Source organism: Pseudomonas sp. LBUM1643, assembly GCF_059716215.1.
On record NZ_CP166813.1, the window covers coordinates 32,238 to 51,314 of the forward strand.

Consider the following 19,077-nt stretch of genomic DNA (forward strand, 5'->3'; position numbering starts at 1 on the left):
GCTCAAAGGAATACACATGGAATGGCTGACCAACCCTGAAATCTGGGTTGCCTTCTTCACCCTGACCGCCCTGGAAATTGTCCTGGGTATCGATAACATCATCATGATCTCGATCCTGGTCAGCCGCATGCCCAAGCACATGCAGCAGCGCACCCGGATCTTCGGTCTGGCGTTGGCGATGGTCACGCGAATCGCGTTGCTGCTGTCGATCACCTGGGTCATGCAACTTACCGCCGATCTGTTCGAGGTCCTCGGCCAGGGTATTTCCGGACGCGACCTGATTCTGTTCTTCGGTGGTCTGTTCCTGCTGTGGAAGAGCTCGCAAGAGATGTACCACGCGCTGGAAGGTGAAGACGAAACCAGCGAAGAGCCAACAGGCAAAGGCGGCAACTTCCTGTACACGATCATCCAGATCGCGATCATCGACATCGTGTTCTCTCTGGACTCGGTGATCACTGCGGTCGGCATGGTTTCCCATGTGCCGGTCATGGTTGCGGCAATCGTCGTCGCCGTACTGGTGATGATGCTGGCTGCCGGCACCATCAGCTCGTTCATCGACAAGCACCCGTCGCTCAAGATGCTGGCACTGTCGTTCCTGTTGATCGTCGGTACCGTGCTGATCGCTGAATCCTTCGACGTACATGTGCCAAAAGGCTACGTCTACTTCGCCATGGCGTTCTCGCTGGCCGTGGAAGCGATCAATATCAAGATGCGCACCGCGATTGCGAAAAAGAAGAAGCAGCAAGACCCGGTGAAACTGCGCAAGGACATTCCTGGCCAGTAAAATGGGCTTTGGCAGCAACCATAGGGCTTTTGTGGCGAGGGAGCTTGCTCCCGCTGGATCGCGAAGCGGTCCTCAACCGGTGGTTTGCATACGCCGTTTTACGGCGGCTACGCAGCCGAGCGGGAGCAAGCTCCCTCGCCACAGTTAATCGGTCGCTCTACATAGAGTACTCAGATGATCAAGGAGCTTCGGCTCCTTTTTCGTTTCTGCATCAAGCTGTTTTTATGACAGTTTTGTTTCAAACACCTCTTTAGCTATGCGATGCTGGCGCACAGACCGTTAGCCAACTACAGCTTAAGTACAGAACGTAGAAAGTCGCGCGGCACCGTCAACTTGCCCCTTTGGGGCGCTACCACCACAGGGGGCCCCTTATGCTCACCCTGCTCAATTTGTTATCTGCCGTGGCCTTGTTGATCTGGGGCACGCACATCGTCCGAACCGGCATCTTGCGGGTCTACGGCTCCAACCTGCGCCACGTCATTGGCCAGAACATGTCCAAGCGATGGCTGGCGTTCATTGCCGGGATTGTCGTGACCGCCATGGTTCAGAGCAGCAACGCAACGGCGATGCTGGTCACCTCGTTTGTGGGGCAAGGCCTGATGGCGCTGACTCCGGCCCTGGCCACCATGCTTGGGGCCGACGTTGGTACCGCGTTGATGGCACGGGTGTTGACGCTCGACCTGTCCTGGCTGTCGCCGCTGCTGATTTTCCTCGGGGTCATCTTCTTTCTGTCACGCAAGCAAACACGGCTTGGACAGATGGGCCGCGTCAGCATCGGATTGGGGCTGATCATTCTGGCGCTGCAACTGATCGTCGAGTCCGCCGCGCCCATCACTCAGGCCCAGGGCGTGAAAGTGATTTTCGCGTCCCTGACCGGCGACATCCTGCTCGATGCCCTGGTCGGGGCGCTGTTCGCGATGGTGTCCTACTCCAGCCTCGCCGCCGTCCTGCTCACCGCCACCCTCGCCGGTGCTGGCGTAATCAGTTTGCCGGTGGCCATCGGCCTGGTGATCGGCGCCAACATTGGCAGTGGTGTGCTGGCCTTCCTCAGCACCAGCATGCAAAACGCCGCGGGTCGTCAGGTAGCGCTGGGCAGCCTGTTGTACAAACTGATCGGGCTGTTGCTGATCATCCCGGTGCTGGACCCGCTGGTGCACTGGATCGACAGCCTCGATTACAGCCCACAGGAAATGGTCATTGGCTTCCACCTGCTCTACAACACCGCGCGTTGCCTGATCCTGCTGCCCAGCGTTGGACCCATGGCCAGGCTGTGTGCCTGGCTGTTGCCAGAGCGACCGGAAATAAACGGGATGGCCAAGCCGCGGCACCTTGATCCGACGGCGCTGGTCACGCCCGGCCTGGCGCTGGCCAATGCCGCGCGTGAAACCTTGCGCATTGGCGATTTGATCGACAACATGCTCGAAGCCATGCTCGACGTCCTGCACGGCAAACAGACCGCCGTAACCCAGGAAATGCGCCGTCTGACGGACGATGTCGAAGCGCTCTATAGCGCCATAAAACTGTATCTGGCGCAAATGCCCCGGGAAGATTTGAGCGACCAGGATAGTCGGCGCTGGGCAGAAATCATTGAGCTGGCAATCAACCTCAAACTCGCCAGCGACTTGATCGAACGCATGCTGCGCAAGGTTCAGCAGCAGAAAACCTCGCAGCGTCGGTCGTTTTCCGAGGTCGGCCTGGAAGAGTTGGCGGGATTGCACAGTCAGTTGATTGCCAACTTGCGCCTGGGGCTTTCGGTGTTCCTCAGTTCCGATAAGGAAAGCGCCCGTCAGTTACTGCGTGAGAAACGTCGTTTTCGCGCACAGGAACGGCGTTTGGCCCACGCCCATGTCAGCCGGTTGCAACGTAAGATCGTGCAGAGTATCGAGACCAGTTCACTGCATCTGGAGCTGATTGCCGACATGAAACGCTTGAACTCATTGTTCTGCAGCAGTGCGTACGCTGTATTGGAAACGTCCGACACGGGCGCGTTGGTGGTGGACGATTTGGCTGACATCACGCATTCGCCTTGAACGTCTGGCACCGTGGTCAGTCAGTAACATTGGTTCAGGTTCAAGATCATCGCGAGCAGGCTCGCTCCCACAATGATCGGGTGTAACACCCAATAACCCGATGGGGGAGCGAGCTTGCTCGCGATGGCTGCCTGGAAAGCGACACGGATCTCCAATCAGCCGTATGGAAGCTCGTTATGCGTTGCCTGTTATTCGCCTGCCTATTGCTTGGATCATTCCCTTCATTCGCCCTGGACCGCTTCCAGGTTGAGGGCTATACGTTGCCCAATGGTCTGCAATTGCTGCTCAAACCCGGCCTGGACCGTGGGCATGTAGCAATCCGGCTGGTCGTTGGCGTCGGTCTGGATGACTTCGATTGCGCCGACAAGGAGCTGCCGCATTTGCTCGAGCACTTGCTGTTCAGCGGCATCGACGCCACCGGCGAAGGCGGTCTGGAAGAACGCATGCAGGCCTTGGGCGGTGAGTGGAACGCTTACACCAGCAATGCCGACACCACGTTCGTGATCGAAGCCCCGGCGAAAAACCAGCGCAAGGTGCTCGACCTGCTGCTGGCGCTGCTGACCCAGACCCATTTCGACGACAACGCTGTCAACGCCGCCAAGCAGGTGGTCGAGCGTGAAGACGGCGGCCATTACTCGCACCTGCAACGCTGGCTGGACCGGCAGGACCTGGGGCACACGGCCAGTAACCAGCTCGCCGTGGAACTGGGCCTCAAATGCCCCGAGCGTGCAGAAGTTGATCACCTGACCCGCGAGCAGCTCGAGCAGGTACGCAAAGCCTGGTACGCGCCCAACAACATGACGTTGATCGTCGTTGGTGACCTTGACCGGTTACTGCCGGCGTATCTGGAACGCTCATACGGCGAACTGGAGCCGGTTGACCCGACCGATCACCCGCCTCTGCCGGAGATCAAGGCGACGGCAGCGCACGAGCGTACGTTGAGCAACGGCCTGGTTGGCAATGGCGCGAAACTTCACTGGCTGGTACCGGAGCCTGTGCTGGAGGATCAGCACGATGAGACCTTCGACTTGCTCAAGGACTATCTGGACTGGGCGCTCTATCGCCAGATGCGTCTGGCCCATAGTTTGTCTTACGGGCCCTCTGCCGAGCGCGAGGTGTTTGGCGGGGTTGGCTTCATGAGCCTGAACGCCGATCTTGAGCGAGATGATCTGCCGCAAGCCAAGCAGGTACTCGAGGAATTGAAGGCCGGGTTGCTCAAGGACGGGCTCAACGCCGAGACCTTCAATCGCCTCAAGCAAGCCGCGATCGCGCGGCAGACCTGGGCGGTACAAGGCAATAGCGCGTTGGCGGATTACTACTGGAGCGCATTGGGCGACTTTCAAGACGGTCGTTTCGCCAACCCGGCCAAGGAGCTGCAAGGCGTGACGCTGGAAGAGGCGAACAAGGCCATGCGTGAACTTCTGCTGCAGCCGGGGTATCTACGGATTGAAACGCCGTTGATGAGCGATGATGAGCTGGTGTGGGCGATCGCCGGATTGTTGGGGTTGATTGTGCTCGGATTAGTGGCGTGGCGTTTACACCGAAAGACACGACGGACCCTGTAGCAGCTGCCGAAGGCTGCGTTCGGCTGCGCAGCAGTCGCAAATCCCGTTGGTCATTCATCTGGAGTACCGAGGTGACTGGTTGACGACTGCTGCGCAGCCGAACGCAGCCTTCGGCAGCTGCTACAGGGGATTTGTGTGAAATGCAGCCCCTCGCCACACCGCCCCTTCGGGCGGTAACCTGTCGAGGATTTTTCCTACGACTAGTGCGAACCGCCGAATGCCTACCCTGAACCTGTACGTCCAGCGCATCCTGGAATTGATGAAGCGCTACCCTGGGGTGATTGCGCTCGGTGGGTTTATCTCCGGGGTCGGCAGTTTCATTCTGGTTGATCGCCAGCAAGGCCTGGCCACCTGGATCACCATCATCATGGTGCTCAGCTGGATCTGGCTGATGCTGGAAAACAGCCTCACCAAGCTGTTCGCGAAGCTGTTCAAACGCGAAATTCCCCAGCCTTTGCTGCGTTACGCCACGCAGATGATCCACCAGGAAAGCCTGTTCTTCGTCTTACCGTTTTTCTTCATCACCACCACCTGGAACAGTGGCCAGTTTTTCTTCACCGGGTTGCTGTGCATCGCGGCACTGATTTCCATTATCGACCCGCTCTACTACAAGTGGCTGGCGCCCCGTCGCTGGGCGTTTCTGGCGCTGCATACGCTGACTTTGTTCGCGGCACTGCTCACCGCCCTCCCCGTCATTCTGCACCTGACCACCGCCCAGAGCTTCAAACTGGCGCTGGGTATCGCGGTCGTGCTGTCTTTCCCGAGCCTGGCGTCGATCTTTCCGATCCGTACGGTGCGCAACGCAGTGGCGATTCTGTGTATCACCGTGGGCATTGGTGGCGTGGGCTGGGTACTGCGCTCATGGGTACCGCCAGCCACGTTGTGGATGACCGATGTGGCCATCAGCACGCAACTGCAGGACCGTACCCCCGGCGACAGTCTTGATGAGGTCAGCGCAGAGCAGATACGCGGTGGCGGGCTATACGCCTATACCGCGATCAATGCGCCGCGTGGCCTGGACGAGCGGATTTATCATGTGTGGCAGTTCAACGGCAAAGAAGTCGATCGCATCCCGCTGGATATCCACGGTGGACGCAAGGAAGGCTACCGGGCCTGGACCCACAAACAGAACTTCCCCGGCAACCCGGCGGGCAACTGGCAAGTGCGCGTCCTGACCGAAGACGGCCAGGTCATCGGCGTGTTGCGTTTCAAGATCACGGACAGCACACCGATCAAAGAAAAGTAATACGCTTCGTGATATTACGTAGCCCAGCCTCTCAGTCGATCAAGCATGGAGCTTATGACCAGCAGCACAACGGCCGGCAATGCCCAACTGGACACCTCTCACTCTCCTGCACAGTTGCGGGTTACGGGTGACTGGACGCTTGCCCATTACGCCGACCTCAAGGACCTGAGCGAAAAGATTCGCGGCCAATACGACGACAGCGCCCACATCGACCTTAATGGTCTTGGCGCGCTCGATACCGCTGGCGCTTCGCTGCTGGTGGAGTTGCTGGGGTCCGAGCGTCTCGGCCGCTCCGCCGAACATCCGGATTGCACATTGTCCGGCGCCGATCGCGCGTTACTGCAAACCGTGTACTGCTCGATGACGGACTTCTGCGTACCGATCAAGGAACCGGAAATCAGCGTCGGCATTCAATTGCTGACCCGCATTGGTCGCGCAGTTGACACGGTCTGGCAGGACACCTTGCAGCTTTTGGGGTTTGTCGGCCTGATCCTCGAAACCATCGCCCGCAGCCTGTTTCGGCCCAAACGCTGGCGTATCACGCCAATGATCGCGCACATCGAACAGACCGGCCTCGACGCCGCGCCCATCGTTGCCCTGCTGACCTTTCTGGTGGGTGCCGTTGTGGCGTTTCTGGGGGCAACGGTGCTGGCGAGCTTTGGCGCGACCGTCTTCACCGTGGACCTGGTGGCGTTCTCTTTCCTGCGCGAGTTCGGCGTCCTGCTGACCGCGATCCTGATGGCCGGCCGCACCGCCAGTGCGTTCACCGCTCAGATCGGTTCGATGAAGGCCAACGAAGAAATCGACGCCATCCGCACGTTGGGCCTGGACCCGATGGAGTTGCTGGTGGTGCCGCGTGTCCTCGCCCTGTTGGTCGCGCTGCCGATGCTGACCTTTCTGGCGATGCTTTCGGGGATTATCGGCGGCGGCGTGGTGTGTGCCGTGTCGCTGGATATCTCGCCAGCGATGTTCCTGTCGCTGCTGCAATCGGACATCGGTGTTCAGCACTTTCTGGTGGGGATGGTCAAAGCGCCTGTTTTCGCCTTCCTGATTGCGGCTATTGGCTGTCTTGAAGGCTTCAAGGTGAGTGGCAGCGCTGAGTCTGTTGGCGCGCACACCACGTCCAGCGTGGTCCAGTCGATTTTTGTGGTGATCGTTCTCGACGCAGTCGCTGCGTTGTTTTTCATGGAGATGGGCTGGTGAGTCGTCTACCCCGAGCGCCCTCCGAGGCCGTGATCGAAGTCCGTGACCTGTGCAATCGCTTTGGCAATCAGAGCGTGCACGAACATCTGGACCTGGATTTGTACAAAGGCGAAATCCTCGCCGTGGTCGGTGGTTCCGGCAGCGGCAAATCGGTGCTGCTGCGCAGTATTGTCGGCTTGCGCCAGCCCACTGAGGGCGTGGTCAAGGTGTTTGGTAAGAATCTCCCGACGCTGTCCGAGCACGAGCGCTCGATGGTCGAGCGGCGTTTCGGTGTGCTGTTTCAGAAAGGTGCCCTGTTTTCTTCGCTGACCGTGACCGAAAACGTCGCCCTGCCCCTCATCGAACACGCAGGCTTGAGCCGCAACGATGCCGAGCACCTGGCGGCGGTGAAACTGGCATTGGCGGGCTTGCCGTTGTCTGCGGCGGACAAGTACCCCGCCTCGCTCTCCGGCGGCATGATCAAGCGTGCTGCGCTGGCCCGGGCGCTGGCGCTGGACCCGGACATTCTGTTTCTCGACGAACCTACGGCCGGCCTCGACCCGATTGGCGCTGCGGCCTTCGATCAATTGATCCTGACCCTGCGCGACGCGTTGGGCCTGAGCGTATTTCTGGTCACCCACGACCTGGACACGCTCTACACCATCACCGACCGTGTGGCGGTGCTGGCGCAGAAAAAGGTACTGGTGGCCGATGCCATCGACAAGGTTTCGGAAACCGACGACGCGTGGATTCACGAATACTTCCATGGCCCTCGTGGCCGCGCGGCGCTGACTGCCGCTCAACAGCTCAACGAGGTCTGACATGGAAACCCGAGCCCATCATGTGTTGATCGGCCTGTTCACTGTAATCGTGGTGGCAGGCGCCCTGCTTTTCGGCCTGTGGCTGGCCAAGTCCAGTGTCGACACCGAGTTCAAGGATTACGAAATCGTCTTCAACGAGGCGGTCAGCGGCCTGTCCAAAGGCAGCGCCGTGCAGTACAGCGGGATCAAGGTCGGCGATGTCGTGACGTTGCGCCTGGACCCGAAAGATCCGCGTCGGGTGCTGGCGCGCATCCGCCTTGGGGGCGAAACGCCGATCAAGGAAGACACCCGGGCCATACTGGCGCTGACCGGTATTACTGGCACCTCGATTATCCAGCTCAGCGGTGGCACGCCGCAAAGCCCGGCGCTCAAGGGCAAAGGCGGTGACCTGCCGACGATTGTGGCATCGCCCTCACCCATCGCCCGTCTGCTGAACGACAGCAACGACCTGATGGCCGGTGTGAATACGCTGATGCATAACGCCAATCTGATGTTCTCCACGGAGAACGTCGAACGCATCAGCAAGACCCTGGAGCATCTGGAGCAAACCACCGGCACCATTGCGGATCAACGTGGCGATATCCGTCAGGCCATGCAGCAACTGGCATCGGTGGGCAAGCAAGCAGGTGCCATGCTGGAACAGACCTCGGCGCTCATGCGGAACGCCAATGGCCTGCTCAATGATCAGGGAAAGCAGATGTTCGGCAGCGCCGAGCAGGCAATGAAGTCGCTGGAACAGAGCAGCGCGACCATCAACAAGCTGATCTCCAGCAATCAGGATTCCCTGAACAACGGCATGCAAGGCCTTAACGGGCTGGCGCCGGCGGTGCGTGAACTGCGTGACACGCTGACTTCGTTGCGCGCGATTTCCCAGCGCCTTGAAGCCAACCCCAGCGGTTATCTGCTGGGCAACGACAAGAACAAGGAGTTCACGCCATGAAGCTGAGCCACGTCGCCCTCCTGGCCAGCTTCGTGCTGCTTAACGGTTGTTCGATCCTGCCCAAGCCCGAGCCGTTCGATGTGTATCGATTGCCGTCGGCCCAGGGTGCCGCCCCGGCCAGCCACGTAGCGCCGCAACGCTGGTCGCTGCGCCTGGCCAAACCGCAGGCGAGTCAAGCGTTGAACAGCCCGAACATCGCGGTGATACCGCAGGGTGATCTGATCAGCAGCTACAAAGGTTCACGCTGGACCGATCCGGCGCCGGTGCTGTTGCGCAATCGTCTGCTGGACGGTTTTCAGCGTGACGGTCGAGTTCAGTTGTTGAGCACCGACGAAAGCAATTTCCAGGCGGACCTGGAGCTGGGCGGCAACTTGCAGGCGTTCCAGACCGAATATCAAGGCACAGTCGCGAGCGTGGTCGTGCGGCTGGATGCGTTGCTGGTGCGCGGCTATGATCAGCGAATTCTCGCCAGCCGACGCTTCGAAGTGCGCCAGCCGTTGAGTGATGTGCAGGTGCCGTCGGTTGTTGCCGGTTTTGGCCAGGCCAGTGACCAGTTGACGACGCAGGTGGTGAATTGGGCGGTGGAGCAAGGACAGAAAGTCGCGCCGCCCGCTCGAAACGTCGCAAATCCTTTGTAGCAGCTGCCGAGGCACGAGGCTGCGTTGGGCTGCGCAGCGGCCCCCGAGGGCGGTCCTGCGGACACGCAACGCAGCCTCGTGCCTCGGCAGCTGCTACAGGGATTGTTGTTAGCCGAAGAACCAGTAGCACACGCCGATGGCGGCGAGCACGCCGGCCAGCTCGGCCAGCAGTGCACAGCCCACCGCGTGCCGTGCGCGCTGGATGCCCACCGCACCGAAGTAAACCGCCAATACATAGAATGTCGTTTCGGTACTGCCCTGGATCGTCGCCGCCACCAGCGCCGGGAAGCTGTCGACCCCTGACGTTTTCATGGTTTCGATCAACATCGCCCGGGCGGCGCTGCCTGAGAATGGCTTGACCATTGCCGTCGGCAAGGCATCGACAAAGCGCGTGTCCCAACCCGCCCACTCGACCAGATGCCGAATCCCGTCGAGACCAAAATCCAGCGCACCGGATGCCCGCAGTACGCCGACCGCACAGAGCATTGCGACCAGATACGGCAGCAGATTCTTCGCCACATCGAAGCCTTCTTTCGCCCCTTCGACGAAGGCTTCGTACACCTTTACTTTGCGCAAGGCGCCGATCACCAGAAACAACATGATCAGGCCGAACAGCGTCAAATTGCCGAGGATCGAGGACAAACCGGCCAGTGCGGTGGCTGAAAGAGTCGCCAGCAAGGCCATGAAGCCACCGAGGACCAAGGCGCCGGGAATCAGGTAGGCAAGCACCACGGGGTCCCACAGGCGCAGGCGCTGCATGAACGCGACGGACAGCAAACCCACCAGCGTCGAACAGCTGGTGGCCAGCAGGATGGGCAGGAACACCAGCGTCGGGTCGGGCGCGCCTTGCTGGGCGCGGTACATGAAGATGGTCACCGGTAGCAGAGTCAACGACGAGGCGTTGAGCACCAGAAAGAGGATTTGCGCATTACTGGCAATCGTCGGGCTGGGATTGAGCTCCTGCAACGCTTTCATGGCTTTCAGGCCGATGGGTGTGGCGGCGTTGTCGAGACCCAGGCCGTTGGCGGCGAAGTTAAGGGTGATCAGGCCGATGGCCGGATGGCCCGCCGGCACTTCCGGCATCAGGCGCAGGAACAGTGGCCCCAGGGCTTTCGCGAGCCAATCGACGATTCCGGCTTTCTCGGCGATCCGAAGAAATCCGAGCCAAAGTGTGAGGGTGCCGAACAGCAGCACCATGACTTCGACCGACAATTTGGCCATGGCGAAAATGCTCTCCACCATCGCCGCGAAGATCCCGGCGTTGCCGCCGATCAGCCATTGCGCCAGTGCCGAAACGGCAGCCACGATGAAGAAGCCAAGCCACAGGCCATTAAGCATCAGTCAAATCCCCCAAAGAATGCGGCGAATGATAGCGGGGTAGCCAGAAACGACAAACCCCGGATTTCTCCGGGGTTTGTGGGCAGGGCTGACTCGATCACTGTGGGAGCCGGCCTGCTGGCGATGAGGCCGGCACATTCAACATCTCTGTTGTTTTATGTACCGCTATCGCCAGCAGGCTGGCTCCCACAGAAAAGCCACCACAGGGTTCAGATCAGTTACTGGAAATCTCGCCAGCCGGCAGCTTTTCCTTGCTGCGCCAGTGCGGCAGGGAGTTCCAGTAGCGCTCGCCCTTGGCGTCGTCGTACATGCCTTCCCAGCGGGAGATGACCAATACCGCCAAGGCATTGCCGATCACGTTCAACGCGGTACGTGCCATGTCCATGATGCGGTCGACACCGGCGATGAATGCCAGGCCTTCCAGCGGAATACCCACGCTGCCCAGTGTGGCCAGCAGCACCACGAAGGACACACCCGGTACGCCGGCGATGCCTTTGGAGGTGACCATCAATGTCAGTACCAGCAGCAATTGCTGGCTGATGGACAGGTCGATGCCGTACAGCTGGGCAATGAAGATCGCCGCGATGCTTTGATAAAGCGTCGAGCCGTCGAGGTTGAACGAGTAGCCGGTCGGCACCACAAAGCTGCAGATGGCCTTCGGCGCGCCGTAGGCTTCCATCTTCTCGATAACGCGTGGCAGCACGGTTTCCGAACTGGCGGTGGAGTAGGCCAGCACCAGCTCATCCTTGAAGATGCGCATCAGTTTGAGCACCGAGAAACCGAACAGGCGAGCAATCAGGCCCAGCACCACGAAGGCGAAGAAGGCGATGGCGACGTAAACCAGGATGACCAGTTTGGCCAGCGGGATCAGGGAAGCGAAGCCGAAGTTGGCGACCGTCACCGCGATCAGTGCGAACACGCCGATCGGGGCGTAGTTCATGATCATGTGGGTGACTTTGAACATGCTTTCCGATACGCCCTGGAACATTTTTACCAGGGGTTCGCGCAAGTCGGCTTGCAGGCTCGACAGACCAAGACCGAACAATACCGAGAAGAAGATGATCGGCAGCATCTCGCCACGGGCCATGGCCGCGAAGATGTTCGACGGGATCAGGTTGAGGATGGTTTCGATGAACGCATGTTCATGCTGAACCTCGGCAGCAGTCGCCTGGTACTTGGAAATATCCACGGTACCCAGGGTGCTCATGTCGATGCCGGTGCCCGGATGGAACACGTTTGCCAGCACCAGACCTACCACGATAGCGATCGTGGTAACGATCTCGAAGTAGATGATGGTCTTCAGACCGATACGCCCGAGTTTCTTCGCGTCGCCAACGCCGGCGATGCCGACGATCAGCGAGGAGATGACGATCGGAATCACGATCATCTTGATCAGACGGATAAAGATATCGCCCGCGGGTTGAAGGACGTTACTGATCCACCAGGCTTTTTCGGCACTGAAATGGTTGAGCAGCGCACCGATTGCAATCCCCAATACCAGACCGATGAGGATCTGCCAGGCGAGGCTAAGCTTTGCCTTCTTCATATCTTTACCCTTACTTGCGTTTGACTCAGGCAGATGCGCGGAACTGGAACGCTCGTGGCGAAAAAGTCTTGTGCATCGGCCTCCGTATAAGGTGCCCCGAAGCGCGTGTGTGCGGCTCTCTGGCAGGCGAAAAAAGGCGCAACTATTCCGATGCAAGGAAGCGACGTCTAATGCCGTAAACGCCTACCCTATGCCGAATCGGCATGAGCTTTTTTAAGTGAAACTCGCGTCCCAACCGGTTCGAATACGACATTTCGGCAGGCATAAGTGCCGTGAACCGGCCATCACAGAGCAGGTTGAACGTTTTTTGATCAGGCGAGGCGGGGTGGTTTTAGGGCTGAAATCGGACAATCCGACAGGAAGATGCCGTTGAAAAATCAGGCAATTTTTCTCGATGTACGGTCGCGATGAAACACCAAGAAAAGTATTTTTTCGAGAAGTTGATACAAATTGTAGAGAAGAGAAGCTCAACCGAGTGGTTGACCTAAGATCGATGCCTCAATTGCATAAGCTCTCCGCAAGTCCGTCGATGCCTATGATCGGCGAACTTGCGTCGCAGCTATTCCTGACCCGGTCCTTTCGCAAGTACTCCCTGTACTCGTAGGTCACTCCGCCCCTGAAACAGGCAGAACATCCCGACCCCCTGGTCATGCGTCTACCTTCCTCGGGTAGCGCATTTGGAAAGACGCCATTTGGCCTCTTTCTTGTTACGAACTCAGTACCAGTTCGGATCTTTCTTCAGTTGTTCCATCAACAGCTTTTGCATGCCCTCGTCCGGCTTTCCAAGGAAGCGATAGTCGGCATGTCGTGTAGGCGACTTGTCGGCTGGCAACCCGGCAGGCACTTCGACCAGCATGGCGTACGCATCCTTTTTGTCGAAGCTGACGGCGACGATCAAGCGCTTGTTGAGACAGGTCGCCTGCGTTTCGCAAAGCGGTCCAACGAGGTACTTATCGCCATCTTCTTCAACGGCATTCATTTGCTCGGCGTCGCCGGACAGGTTCATGACCCATTCCGGCAGGCGTTCTTCCTTCTTCACCACGCCTTGCCAGGTTTCCCGGTATTGCGGGTCAGTGTTCAGCAACTCGTTGACCCGCGCCTGGCCGTCATTGGCCGCCATCGCCATGGCACTACCGCCCAGGAGCAGGGCGGCTGCCAGTGTCTTTAACGAAACGCTCATGTTCAGCCTCGACCGCGACGGCCAAAGAAGAACGAAGCAATGAACATCACCAGGAACACGACAAAGAGAATCTTGGCGATACCCGTGGCGGTGCCCGCGATACCACCGAAGCCCAGTACGGCGGCGATGATGGCAATGATCAAGAATGTGATTGCCCAGCTCAACATGGTGATTCTCCTTACGCTTCTATTAGAGGTGATGCTTTGGTGGTGCATTTCCCGGCGCATCGAACGCGCCAAGTTCGTGAGTTAGAACACCCAACGTTCCTGACGAGGCATCTCATCCACAGGCTGAGCCTGGTCGACGTCCATCATTCGTAGCGGGGTTGTGTCAGCCTGATTGCTGCTGACGGCACTGAAGTGGGTCTGGGTCGGATGCTTGAGCGACACGTGTGGCGCTTCTGGCTGCTGGCTCTGCTCCCAGAGAAGAAACTGTTGGCCGCCGATCAGAGTGATCAAAAGGGCGAGCATGGCGAACAGACCTTGCTGGATATGCAGTGGCGAGATGCGCAATTGGGCGGCACGTTGGCGATTCATCCGGAAACTCCTCCCACTCTGGTGGTGATCTTGTTATGGGCGATGGTTTTGCCCTGATTGACCAGAGTATTGCAGCCTGCATGCCAGCTTTTTGATGTAAATAAACCCTTTAAAATCAATAACTTAAAAGATAGTTAAAAATCGTATTGAACGCATCCTGCACGATGGGCTCTGTACGGTCGTGCGTAATGCACGATAATGCCGTAGGAACTTTCATTCTTTTTGAATTGAGAGGAGGGCGCAGATGTCAGAAAAGGATGTGGGCAAAGGCTGAAAGCGCTGTTTTTCGATAAAAAACTAAAGAAATCAGGCCATTGGCTGGGAATCGCTTAGATAGCTACCCTGTCAGAGATGGAAAGGCACAGAATCAACCATGCAACTTGCCCGATTTTTACGGGACTAACCAAGATCATTCAGAAAGGAGCGTAGGAAAATGGAGTCAGCCACTGAGCATCAAGGCCGCATTCTGCTGGTGGACGACGAATCCGCCATCCTGCGAACTTTCCGTTATTGCCTCGAAGACGAGGGCTACAGCGTTGCTACTGCCAACAGCGCAGCCCAGGCGGATGCATTACTGCAACGCCAGGTGTTCGACCTGTGCTTTCTCGATCTGCGGCTAGGCGAAGACAACGGCCTTGATGTTCTCGCCCAGATGCGCATTCAGGCCCCGTGGATGCGGGTCGTCATTGTCACGGCTCACTCTGCCGTAGACACAGCTGTAGATGCCATTCAGGCGGGTGCTGCCGATTATCTGGTCAAGCCGTGCAGCCCTGATCAGTTGCGCCTTGCGACGGCCAAACAGTTGGAAGTTCGGCAATTATCGGCGCGTCTGGAAGCGCTGGAAGGTGAGATTCGCAAACCCAAGGACGGCCTGGATTCCCACAGCCCGGCAATGAAAGTAGTGCTTGAAACAGCACGCCAGGTCGCCAGTACCGATGCGAACATTCTGATTTTAGGTGAGTCCGGTACAGGTAAGGGGGAGCTGTCCCAAGCCATTCATGGCTGGAGCAAGCGCGCTAAAAAATCCTGCGTCACGATTAACTGCCCGTCTTTGACCGCCGAATTGATGGAGAGCGAACTGTTTGGTCACAGTCGTGGTGCGTTCACAGGCGCAAGCGAAAGTACTTTGGGGCGTGTGAATCAGGCTGACGGCGGAACACTGTTTCTTGACGAGATCGGCGATTTTCCTCTCACGTTGCAGCCAAAATTGCTTCGTTTCATTCAAGACAAAGAATATGAGCGTGTCGGTGATCCGGTTACCCGCCGCGCCGATGTGCGAATCCTGGCAGCGACCAACCTTAATCTTGAAGACATGGTGCGCGACGGTCGCTTCCGTGAGGACCTGCTCTATCGCCTGAATGTCATTACCTTGCACTTGCCGCCATTGAGGGAACGTCGCGAAGACATCCTGAACCTGGCTGATCGTTTCCTGGCGCGCTTCGTCAAGGAATATGCGCGTCCGGCTCGTGGTTTCAGCGACGAAGCCCGGGAAGCGCTGCTGAGTTACCGCTGGCCAGGCAATATTCGCGAACTGCGCAACGTCGTGGAGCGGGCGAGCATTATCTGCCCGCAGGAGCGTGTCGAGATCAGCCACCTGGGCATGGCCGAAACGCCGGTCAACAGCGCGCCACGTATAGGCGCCGCGTTGAGTCTGGACGAGTTGGAGAAAGCGCACATCGGTGCGGTCCTGGCCACGGCGGATACGCTGGACCAAGCCGCTAAAACACTGGGCATCGACGCTTCGACGCTGTATCGCAAACGCAAGCAGTACAACCTGTGAGTCATCCCCGATGAAACTGGCGATGAAGTTGCGCACCCGACTCTTCCTGAGTATTTCGGCGCTGATCACGGTTGCGTTGCTGGGGCTTTTGCTCGGGCTTGTCAGCGTGATGCAGATGGCCAGCTCTCAGGAAGCCCTAGTCCGCAACAACTTCGCGACCCTGGATTTGGGGCTGAAACTGAGGCAAACCTTAGGCGATCAATTAGTTGTCATGCTCAGTGACAAACCAGATGACGGGGCCTTTGAGAGATCCAGGCAGAAATATCTGGAGCTGCTCGATAAAGGTATCGCCCACGAACAAGCGGGCGATGTCATCCAGTATGGTTTCAGGCAGGCTAAAGCGGATTATCAGAGCTTTCTTGAGGCTTACGCACAATCCCGTGATACGAACCACGCGTTGAGTGGCAACGAGACGCTCACTGAAAAATTCAATGCGCTGCGAAATGGTTTGCTTACAGAGCACAAGCGCGCGCTGGATAACATTAATGAAACCCAGCGCAGCGCGCGCGACCGGGCGTTGTTGGTCGCGGGACTGCTGGGGTTGGTCGGGCTCGCGGTGCTGATCATAGGTTTTATTACCGCTCACGCCATCGCCAGGCGTTTCGGTGCTCCCATCGAAGCGTTAGCCCAAGCGGCAGACAATATAGGCAAGGGCAATTTCGAAGTGACGCTGCCGATTTCCTCGGCGGTGGAAATGAACCTGCTTACCAAGCGTTTCGGGATCATGGCCGAGGCATTGCGCGAGCATCAGGCCACGAACATCGATGAACTGCTCGCGGGGCAGCAGCGTTTGCAGGCGGTCCTCGACAGCATCGATGACGGGCTGCTGATGATCGACCGTGAAGGGTATCTGGAGCATTTGAACCCCGTCGCTCAACGGCAGTTGGGTTGGGACGCTGATCGACTCGGCCAGGGATTGGGCTCTGCGCTCGAACGCCCCGAACTGGATGAACAGCTGCAATTGGTTCTGCGCGGCGGCACTCTGGAGCGTGCACCGGAGGATCTGAGTATCGAGGTCGATGGTGAGTCGCGGCTGCTGACGTATAGCCTGACGCCGGTCAGTCATACGCAGGGTCATATTCTAGGTGCCGTGATGGTGCTGCATGACGTGACCGAGCAGCGTGCCTTCGAGCGGGTGCGCAGCGAGTTCGTGTTACGTGCTTCCCATGAGTTGCGAACCCCGGTCACGGGGATGCACATGGCCTTCGGCCTGTTCCGGGAGCGGGCGAAATTTCCTGAAGATTCACGCGAGGCCGATCTGCTGGATACCGTGAATGAAGAGATGCAGCGGTTGATGCAATTGATCAACGATCTGCTGAACTTCTCTCGTTACCAGAACGGATTGCAAAAGCTCACGCTGGCGCCGTGTTCCATCGACGAGTTGCTGGAAGAGGCGCGGTTGCGGTTTGCCGGGGTGGCACAGGACAGCGGCATCGATCTGCTGGTGGAAGTGCAAGGTCCTTTGCCCAGGCTGCAGGCTGACAAGGTCCAACTGGATCGCGTACTCGATAACCTGATTGATAACGCGTTGCGCCACACCGGGCCGGACGGGCAGATCCGTTTGCAAGCCCGACGCCATGGTGAGCGCGTCATCATCAGCGTCGAAGACAACGGCGAAGGCATTGCCTACGGACAACAAGGGCGTATCTTCGAACCGTTTGTGCAGGTGGGCCGCAAGAAGGGCGGCGCAGGGCTCGGTCTGGCGTTGTGCAAGGAGATCGTGCAGTTGCACGGCGGGCGGATGGGCGTTTATTCGAGGCCAGGGCAGGGCACGCAGTTCTATATGGCGCTGGCGGTTTAAAGTGGGTTCACGCTTCGTCGTCAAGGCGTCTACCGGCCAAGCGGCGACCCCGGGTAATCAGCTCAATGAATTGAACTGCACTTAACGCATGAGCGAATAGCCAGCCCTGGCCGTACTTAACGCCTTCGCTACTCAGGAACGCGGCTTGGGATTCCAGTTCGATCCCCTCGGCAATCACTTTGAGTTGCAGGGCCTGGGCCATGTGGATGATGTGCGGGGCAACACCGCTGCTGGCGGCGTCATGGCCCAGCGCATCGATGAATGCCTTATCGATCTTCAGGCAGTCCACTGGCAGAGTCTGCAGGTAGGCGAGGCTGCAATAGCCGGTGCCGAAGTCATCGATCAAAACTTGATGCCCTACATCTCGCAAGGCTTGCAGGTTTTCCCTGGCGACCACCACGTCGATCAATCCCCGCTCGGTCACCTCAAAAGCAATCTGCTGCGCTGCGACCCGGTGCAGGGTCAGCAAACGCGCCATCACTTGTCCGATACGGGGCACCATGACGTCGCATGCCGCCAGGTTGACCGAGATGTAAAGCTTTGGATTGGCTCGCAGTAGCTGTCCCAGCTGCTCAAGCAATCGCTGCAAGACGAAGTCGGTCATCTGCCGGATCTGACCGGTGTTCTCTGCCATGGGAATGAACAGGTCGGGACTGGTCAGGGTTCCATCCGGTCGACGCCAGCGCAGCAAGGCTTCCGCCCCGACACAATTACGGCTGTCGAGGTCGAAGATCGGTTGATACAACACCTGCAACTCGCCCCTGCGTATGGCGCCATTGAGCTCGGCATCCAGTGACTGTCGCTGACGGACCAGCAGGAACACCAGGAAACCCATGAAGCAGCCTAGTAACACGCTGGCTGGCAGCAACCACCACCACACTGCAGGCACGTGAATAACAGTGCGAGGTGAGATGAGCACGAGTTGGTACGCGGGATTATTGGTGGGCATGCGGTAGATCAAACTGGTTTGCGTGATCTGCAACGCATCGCGGCTTGTTGGTGGCCAGCCTTCTGGCGGCGGCCAGGCCTGTGCGACTCCCAGGACCGGAATCGCCCGAGCGCCACGGTCGAGCACCACCAACAGGCTGCTACCCGGCGACAAATCGACCATGTCGGTCAAGTGCCCGCGAGAGGTGGCGACGCGGAAGTTGCCACGTCCGAGCATCAATGCCGCGCGGTTTTCGTCGGGCTCGGTCGTGGTATTTAGCCAGTAGCTGTAGGTGGGGCCTGTGATATCAGGCGGTCTGCTCATCGATAGCCCTTCCTGGCGAGGGCGGTTGGAGCAGATCCGGGAGCCGTCCATGTAGGCGGCTTCGTAAACGAAGCGGTAGTTGAAGGTGACTTGCTGCAGGGTGGCGATCATTTCGTCGTCACAGCGTCTGAGCGGCTGGGCTTCAAGGTCGTCGAGGCTTTCGCGCAGCTGTCCGAAGAGTTGCTCCAGGCGGGCGAGGAATCGCTCGCCCTGGGCGTTCATCTCTTCGCTTTCGTTCTGGTCTACCTGGTGTACAGCAACGAAAAGACTGCCAGCCATCAGCAGTGTCGCGCTCAAGACAGCAGCCAGCGTCGCCAAAAACCAAGGGCGATAGAACCAGCTACGCAATGCCTCTCGAGCAGCAGCCATCAGTGAACATCCGAAGAATTACCAATGAGTTATAGCTGCTGATTGAGAAAAAGCGTTGACCGTCGGGCG

At 58.5% G+C, this 19,077-nt stretch carries 16 protein-coding genes; 10 read left to right on the forward strand and 6 right to left on the reverse strand.

Annotation, left to right across the window (positions count from 1 at the left end; translation table 11 throughout):
- Positions 1-16: 16 nt before the first annotated feature.
- From ACA063_RS00155 to ACA063_RS00190, 8 genes are all read left to right on the forward strand, one after another.
- Entirely contained in the window at positions 17-784 is a 768-nt protein-coding gene (locus ACA063_RS00155; protein WP_497664331.1) for a TerC family protein, read from the forward strand.
- A 371-nt stretch (positions 785-1,155) separates the two neighbouring features.
- The gene (locus ACA063_RS00160; RefSeq protein ID WP_162437576.1) at positions 1,156-2,814 is read left to right on the forward strand and encodes a Na/Pi cotransporter family protein; all 1,659 of its coding nucleotides are present in this window, start codon (positions 1,156-1,158) and stop codon (positions 2,812-2,814) included.
- 176 nt (positions 2,815-2,990) lie between these two features.
- Positions 2,991-4,379, forward strand: a complete 1,389-nt coding sequence (locus tag ACA063_RS00165) for a M16 family metallopeptidase (RefSeq protein WP_497664332.1) — start codon at positions 2,991-2,993, stop codon at positions 4,377-4,379.
- A gap of 217 nt (positions 4,380-4,596) precedes the next feature.
- Positions 4,597-5,625: a DUF5924 family protein gene (locus ACA063_RS00170; RefSeq protein ID WP_497664333.1), complete on the forward strand. Its 1,029-nt coding sequence runs from the start codon at positions 4,597-4,599 to the stop codon at positions 5,623-5,625.
- A gap of 54 nt (positions 5,626-5,679) precedes the next feature.
- Positions 5,680-6,828, forward strand: a complete 1,149-nt coding sequence (locus ACA063_RS00175; protein WP_497664334.1) for an ABC transporter permease — start codon at positions 5,680-5,682, stop codon at positions 6,826-6,828.
- Entirely contained in the window at positions 6,825-7,628 is an 804-nt protein-coding gene (locus ACA063_RS00180; protein WP_497664335.1) for an ABC transporter ATP-binding protein, read from the forward strand. Before ACA063_RS00175 ends, ACA063_RS00180 begins: the two co-directional genes overlap by 4 nt.
- Position 7,629: 1 nt before the next feature.
- Entirely contained in the window at positions 7,630-8,568 is a 939-nt protein-coding gene (locus ACA063_RS00185; RefSeq protein WP_162437571.1) for an MlaD family protein, read from the forward strand.
- On the forward strand, positions 8,565-9,206 hold the full coding sequence (locus ACA063_RS00190; RefSeq protein ID WP_497664336.1) for an ABC-type transport auxiliary lipoprotein family protein: 642 nt from the start codon (positions 8,565-8,567) through the stop codon (positions 9,204-9,206). The genes ACA063_RS00185 and ACA063_RS00190 overlap by 4 nt, the downstream gene beginning before the upstream one ends.
- Before the next feature lie 108 nt (positions 9,207-9,314).
- On the opposite strand, the gene ACA063_RS00195 is transcribed toward ACA063_RS00190, so the two are convergent.
- The 5 genes from ACA063_RS00195 to ACA063_RS00215 all read right to left on the reverse strand — a co-directional run bounded on the left by ACA063_RS00195 (position 9,315) and on the right by ACA063_RS00215 (position 13,806).
- On the reverse strand, positions 9,315-10,544 hold the full coding sequence (locus ACA063_RS00195; RefSeq protein WP_497664337.1) for a nucleoside recognition domain-containing protein: 1,230 nt from the start codon (positions 10,542-10,544) through the stop codon (positions 9,315-9,317).
- 214 nt (positions 10,545-10,758) lie between these two features.
- On the reverse strand, positions 10,759-12,090 hold the full coding sequence (gene gltP, locus ACA063_RS00200) for a glutamate/aspartate:proton symporter GltP (RefSeq protein WP_162438875.1): 1,332 nt from the start codon (positions 12,088-12,090) through the stop codon (positions 10,759-10,761).
- Between the two features lie 715 nt (positions 12,091-12,805).
- Positions 12,806-13,270, reverse strand: a complete 465-nt coding sequence (locus ACA063_RS00205) for an inhibitor of vertebrate lysozyme family protein (RefSeq protein ID WP_162438876.1) — start codon at positions 13,268-13,270, stop codon at positions 12,806-12,808.
- 2 nt (positions 13,271-13,272) lie between these two features.
- Entirely contained in the window at positions 13,273-13,437 is a 165-nt protein-coding gene (locus ACA063_RS00210) for a DUF1328 domain-containing protein (RefSeq protein ID WP_003177151.1), read from the reverse strand.
- Between the two features lie 81 nt (positions 13,438-13,518).
- The gene (locus ACA063_RS00215; protein WP_162438877.1) at positions 13,519-13,806 is read right to left on the reverse strand and encodes a hypothetical protein; all 288 of its coding nucleotides are present in this window, start codon (positions 13,804-13,806) and stop codon (positions 13,519-13,521) included.
- Positions 13,807-14,239: 433 nt separating this feature from the next.
- On the opposite strand from ACA063_RS00215, the gene algB reads away from it, so the two are divergent.
- Positions 14,240-15,586: a sigma-54-dependent response regulator transcription factor AlgB gene (gene algB, locus ACA063_RS00220; RefSeq protein ID WP_162438878.1), complete on the forward strand. Its 1,347-nt coding sequence runs from the start codon at positions 14,240-14,242 to the stop codon at positions 15,584-15,586.
- Positions 15,587-15,596: 10 nt separating this feature from the next.
- Complete coding sequence (locus ACA063_RS00225; protein WP_497664338.1) at positions 15,597-17,387, forward strand: KinB sensor domain-containing domain; 1,791 nt, start codon at positions 15,597-15,599, stop codon at positions 17,385-17,387.
- A gap of 7 nt (positions 17,388-17,394) precedes the next feature.
- Here the strand turns inward: ACA063_RS00225 and ACA063_RS00230 are convergent, their stop codons facing one another.
- The gene (locus tag ACA063_RS00230; RefSeq protein ID WP_497664339.1) at positions 17,395-19,008 is read right to left on the reverse strand and encodes an EAL domain-containing protein; all 1,614 of its coding nucleotides are present in this window, start codon (positions 19,006-19,008) and stop codon (positions 17,395-17,397) included.
- Positions 19,009-19,077: the final 69 nt, after the last annotated feature.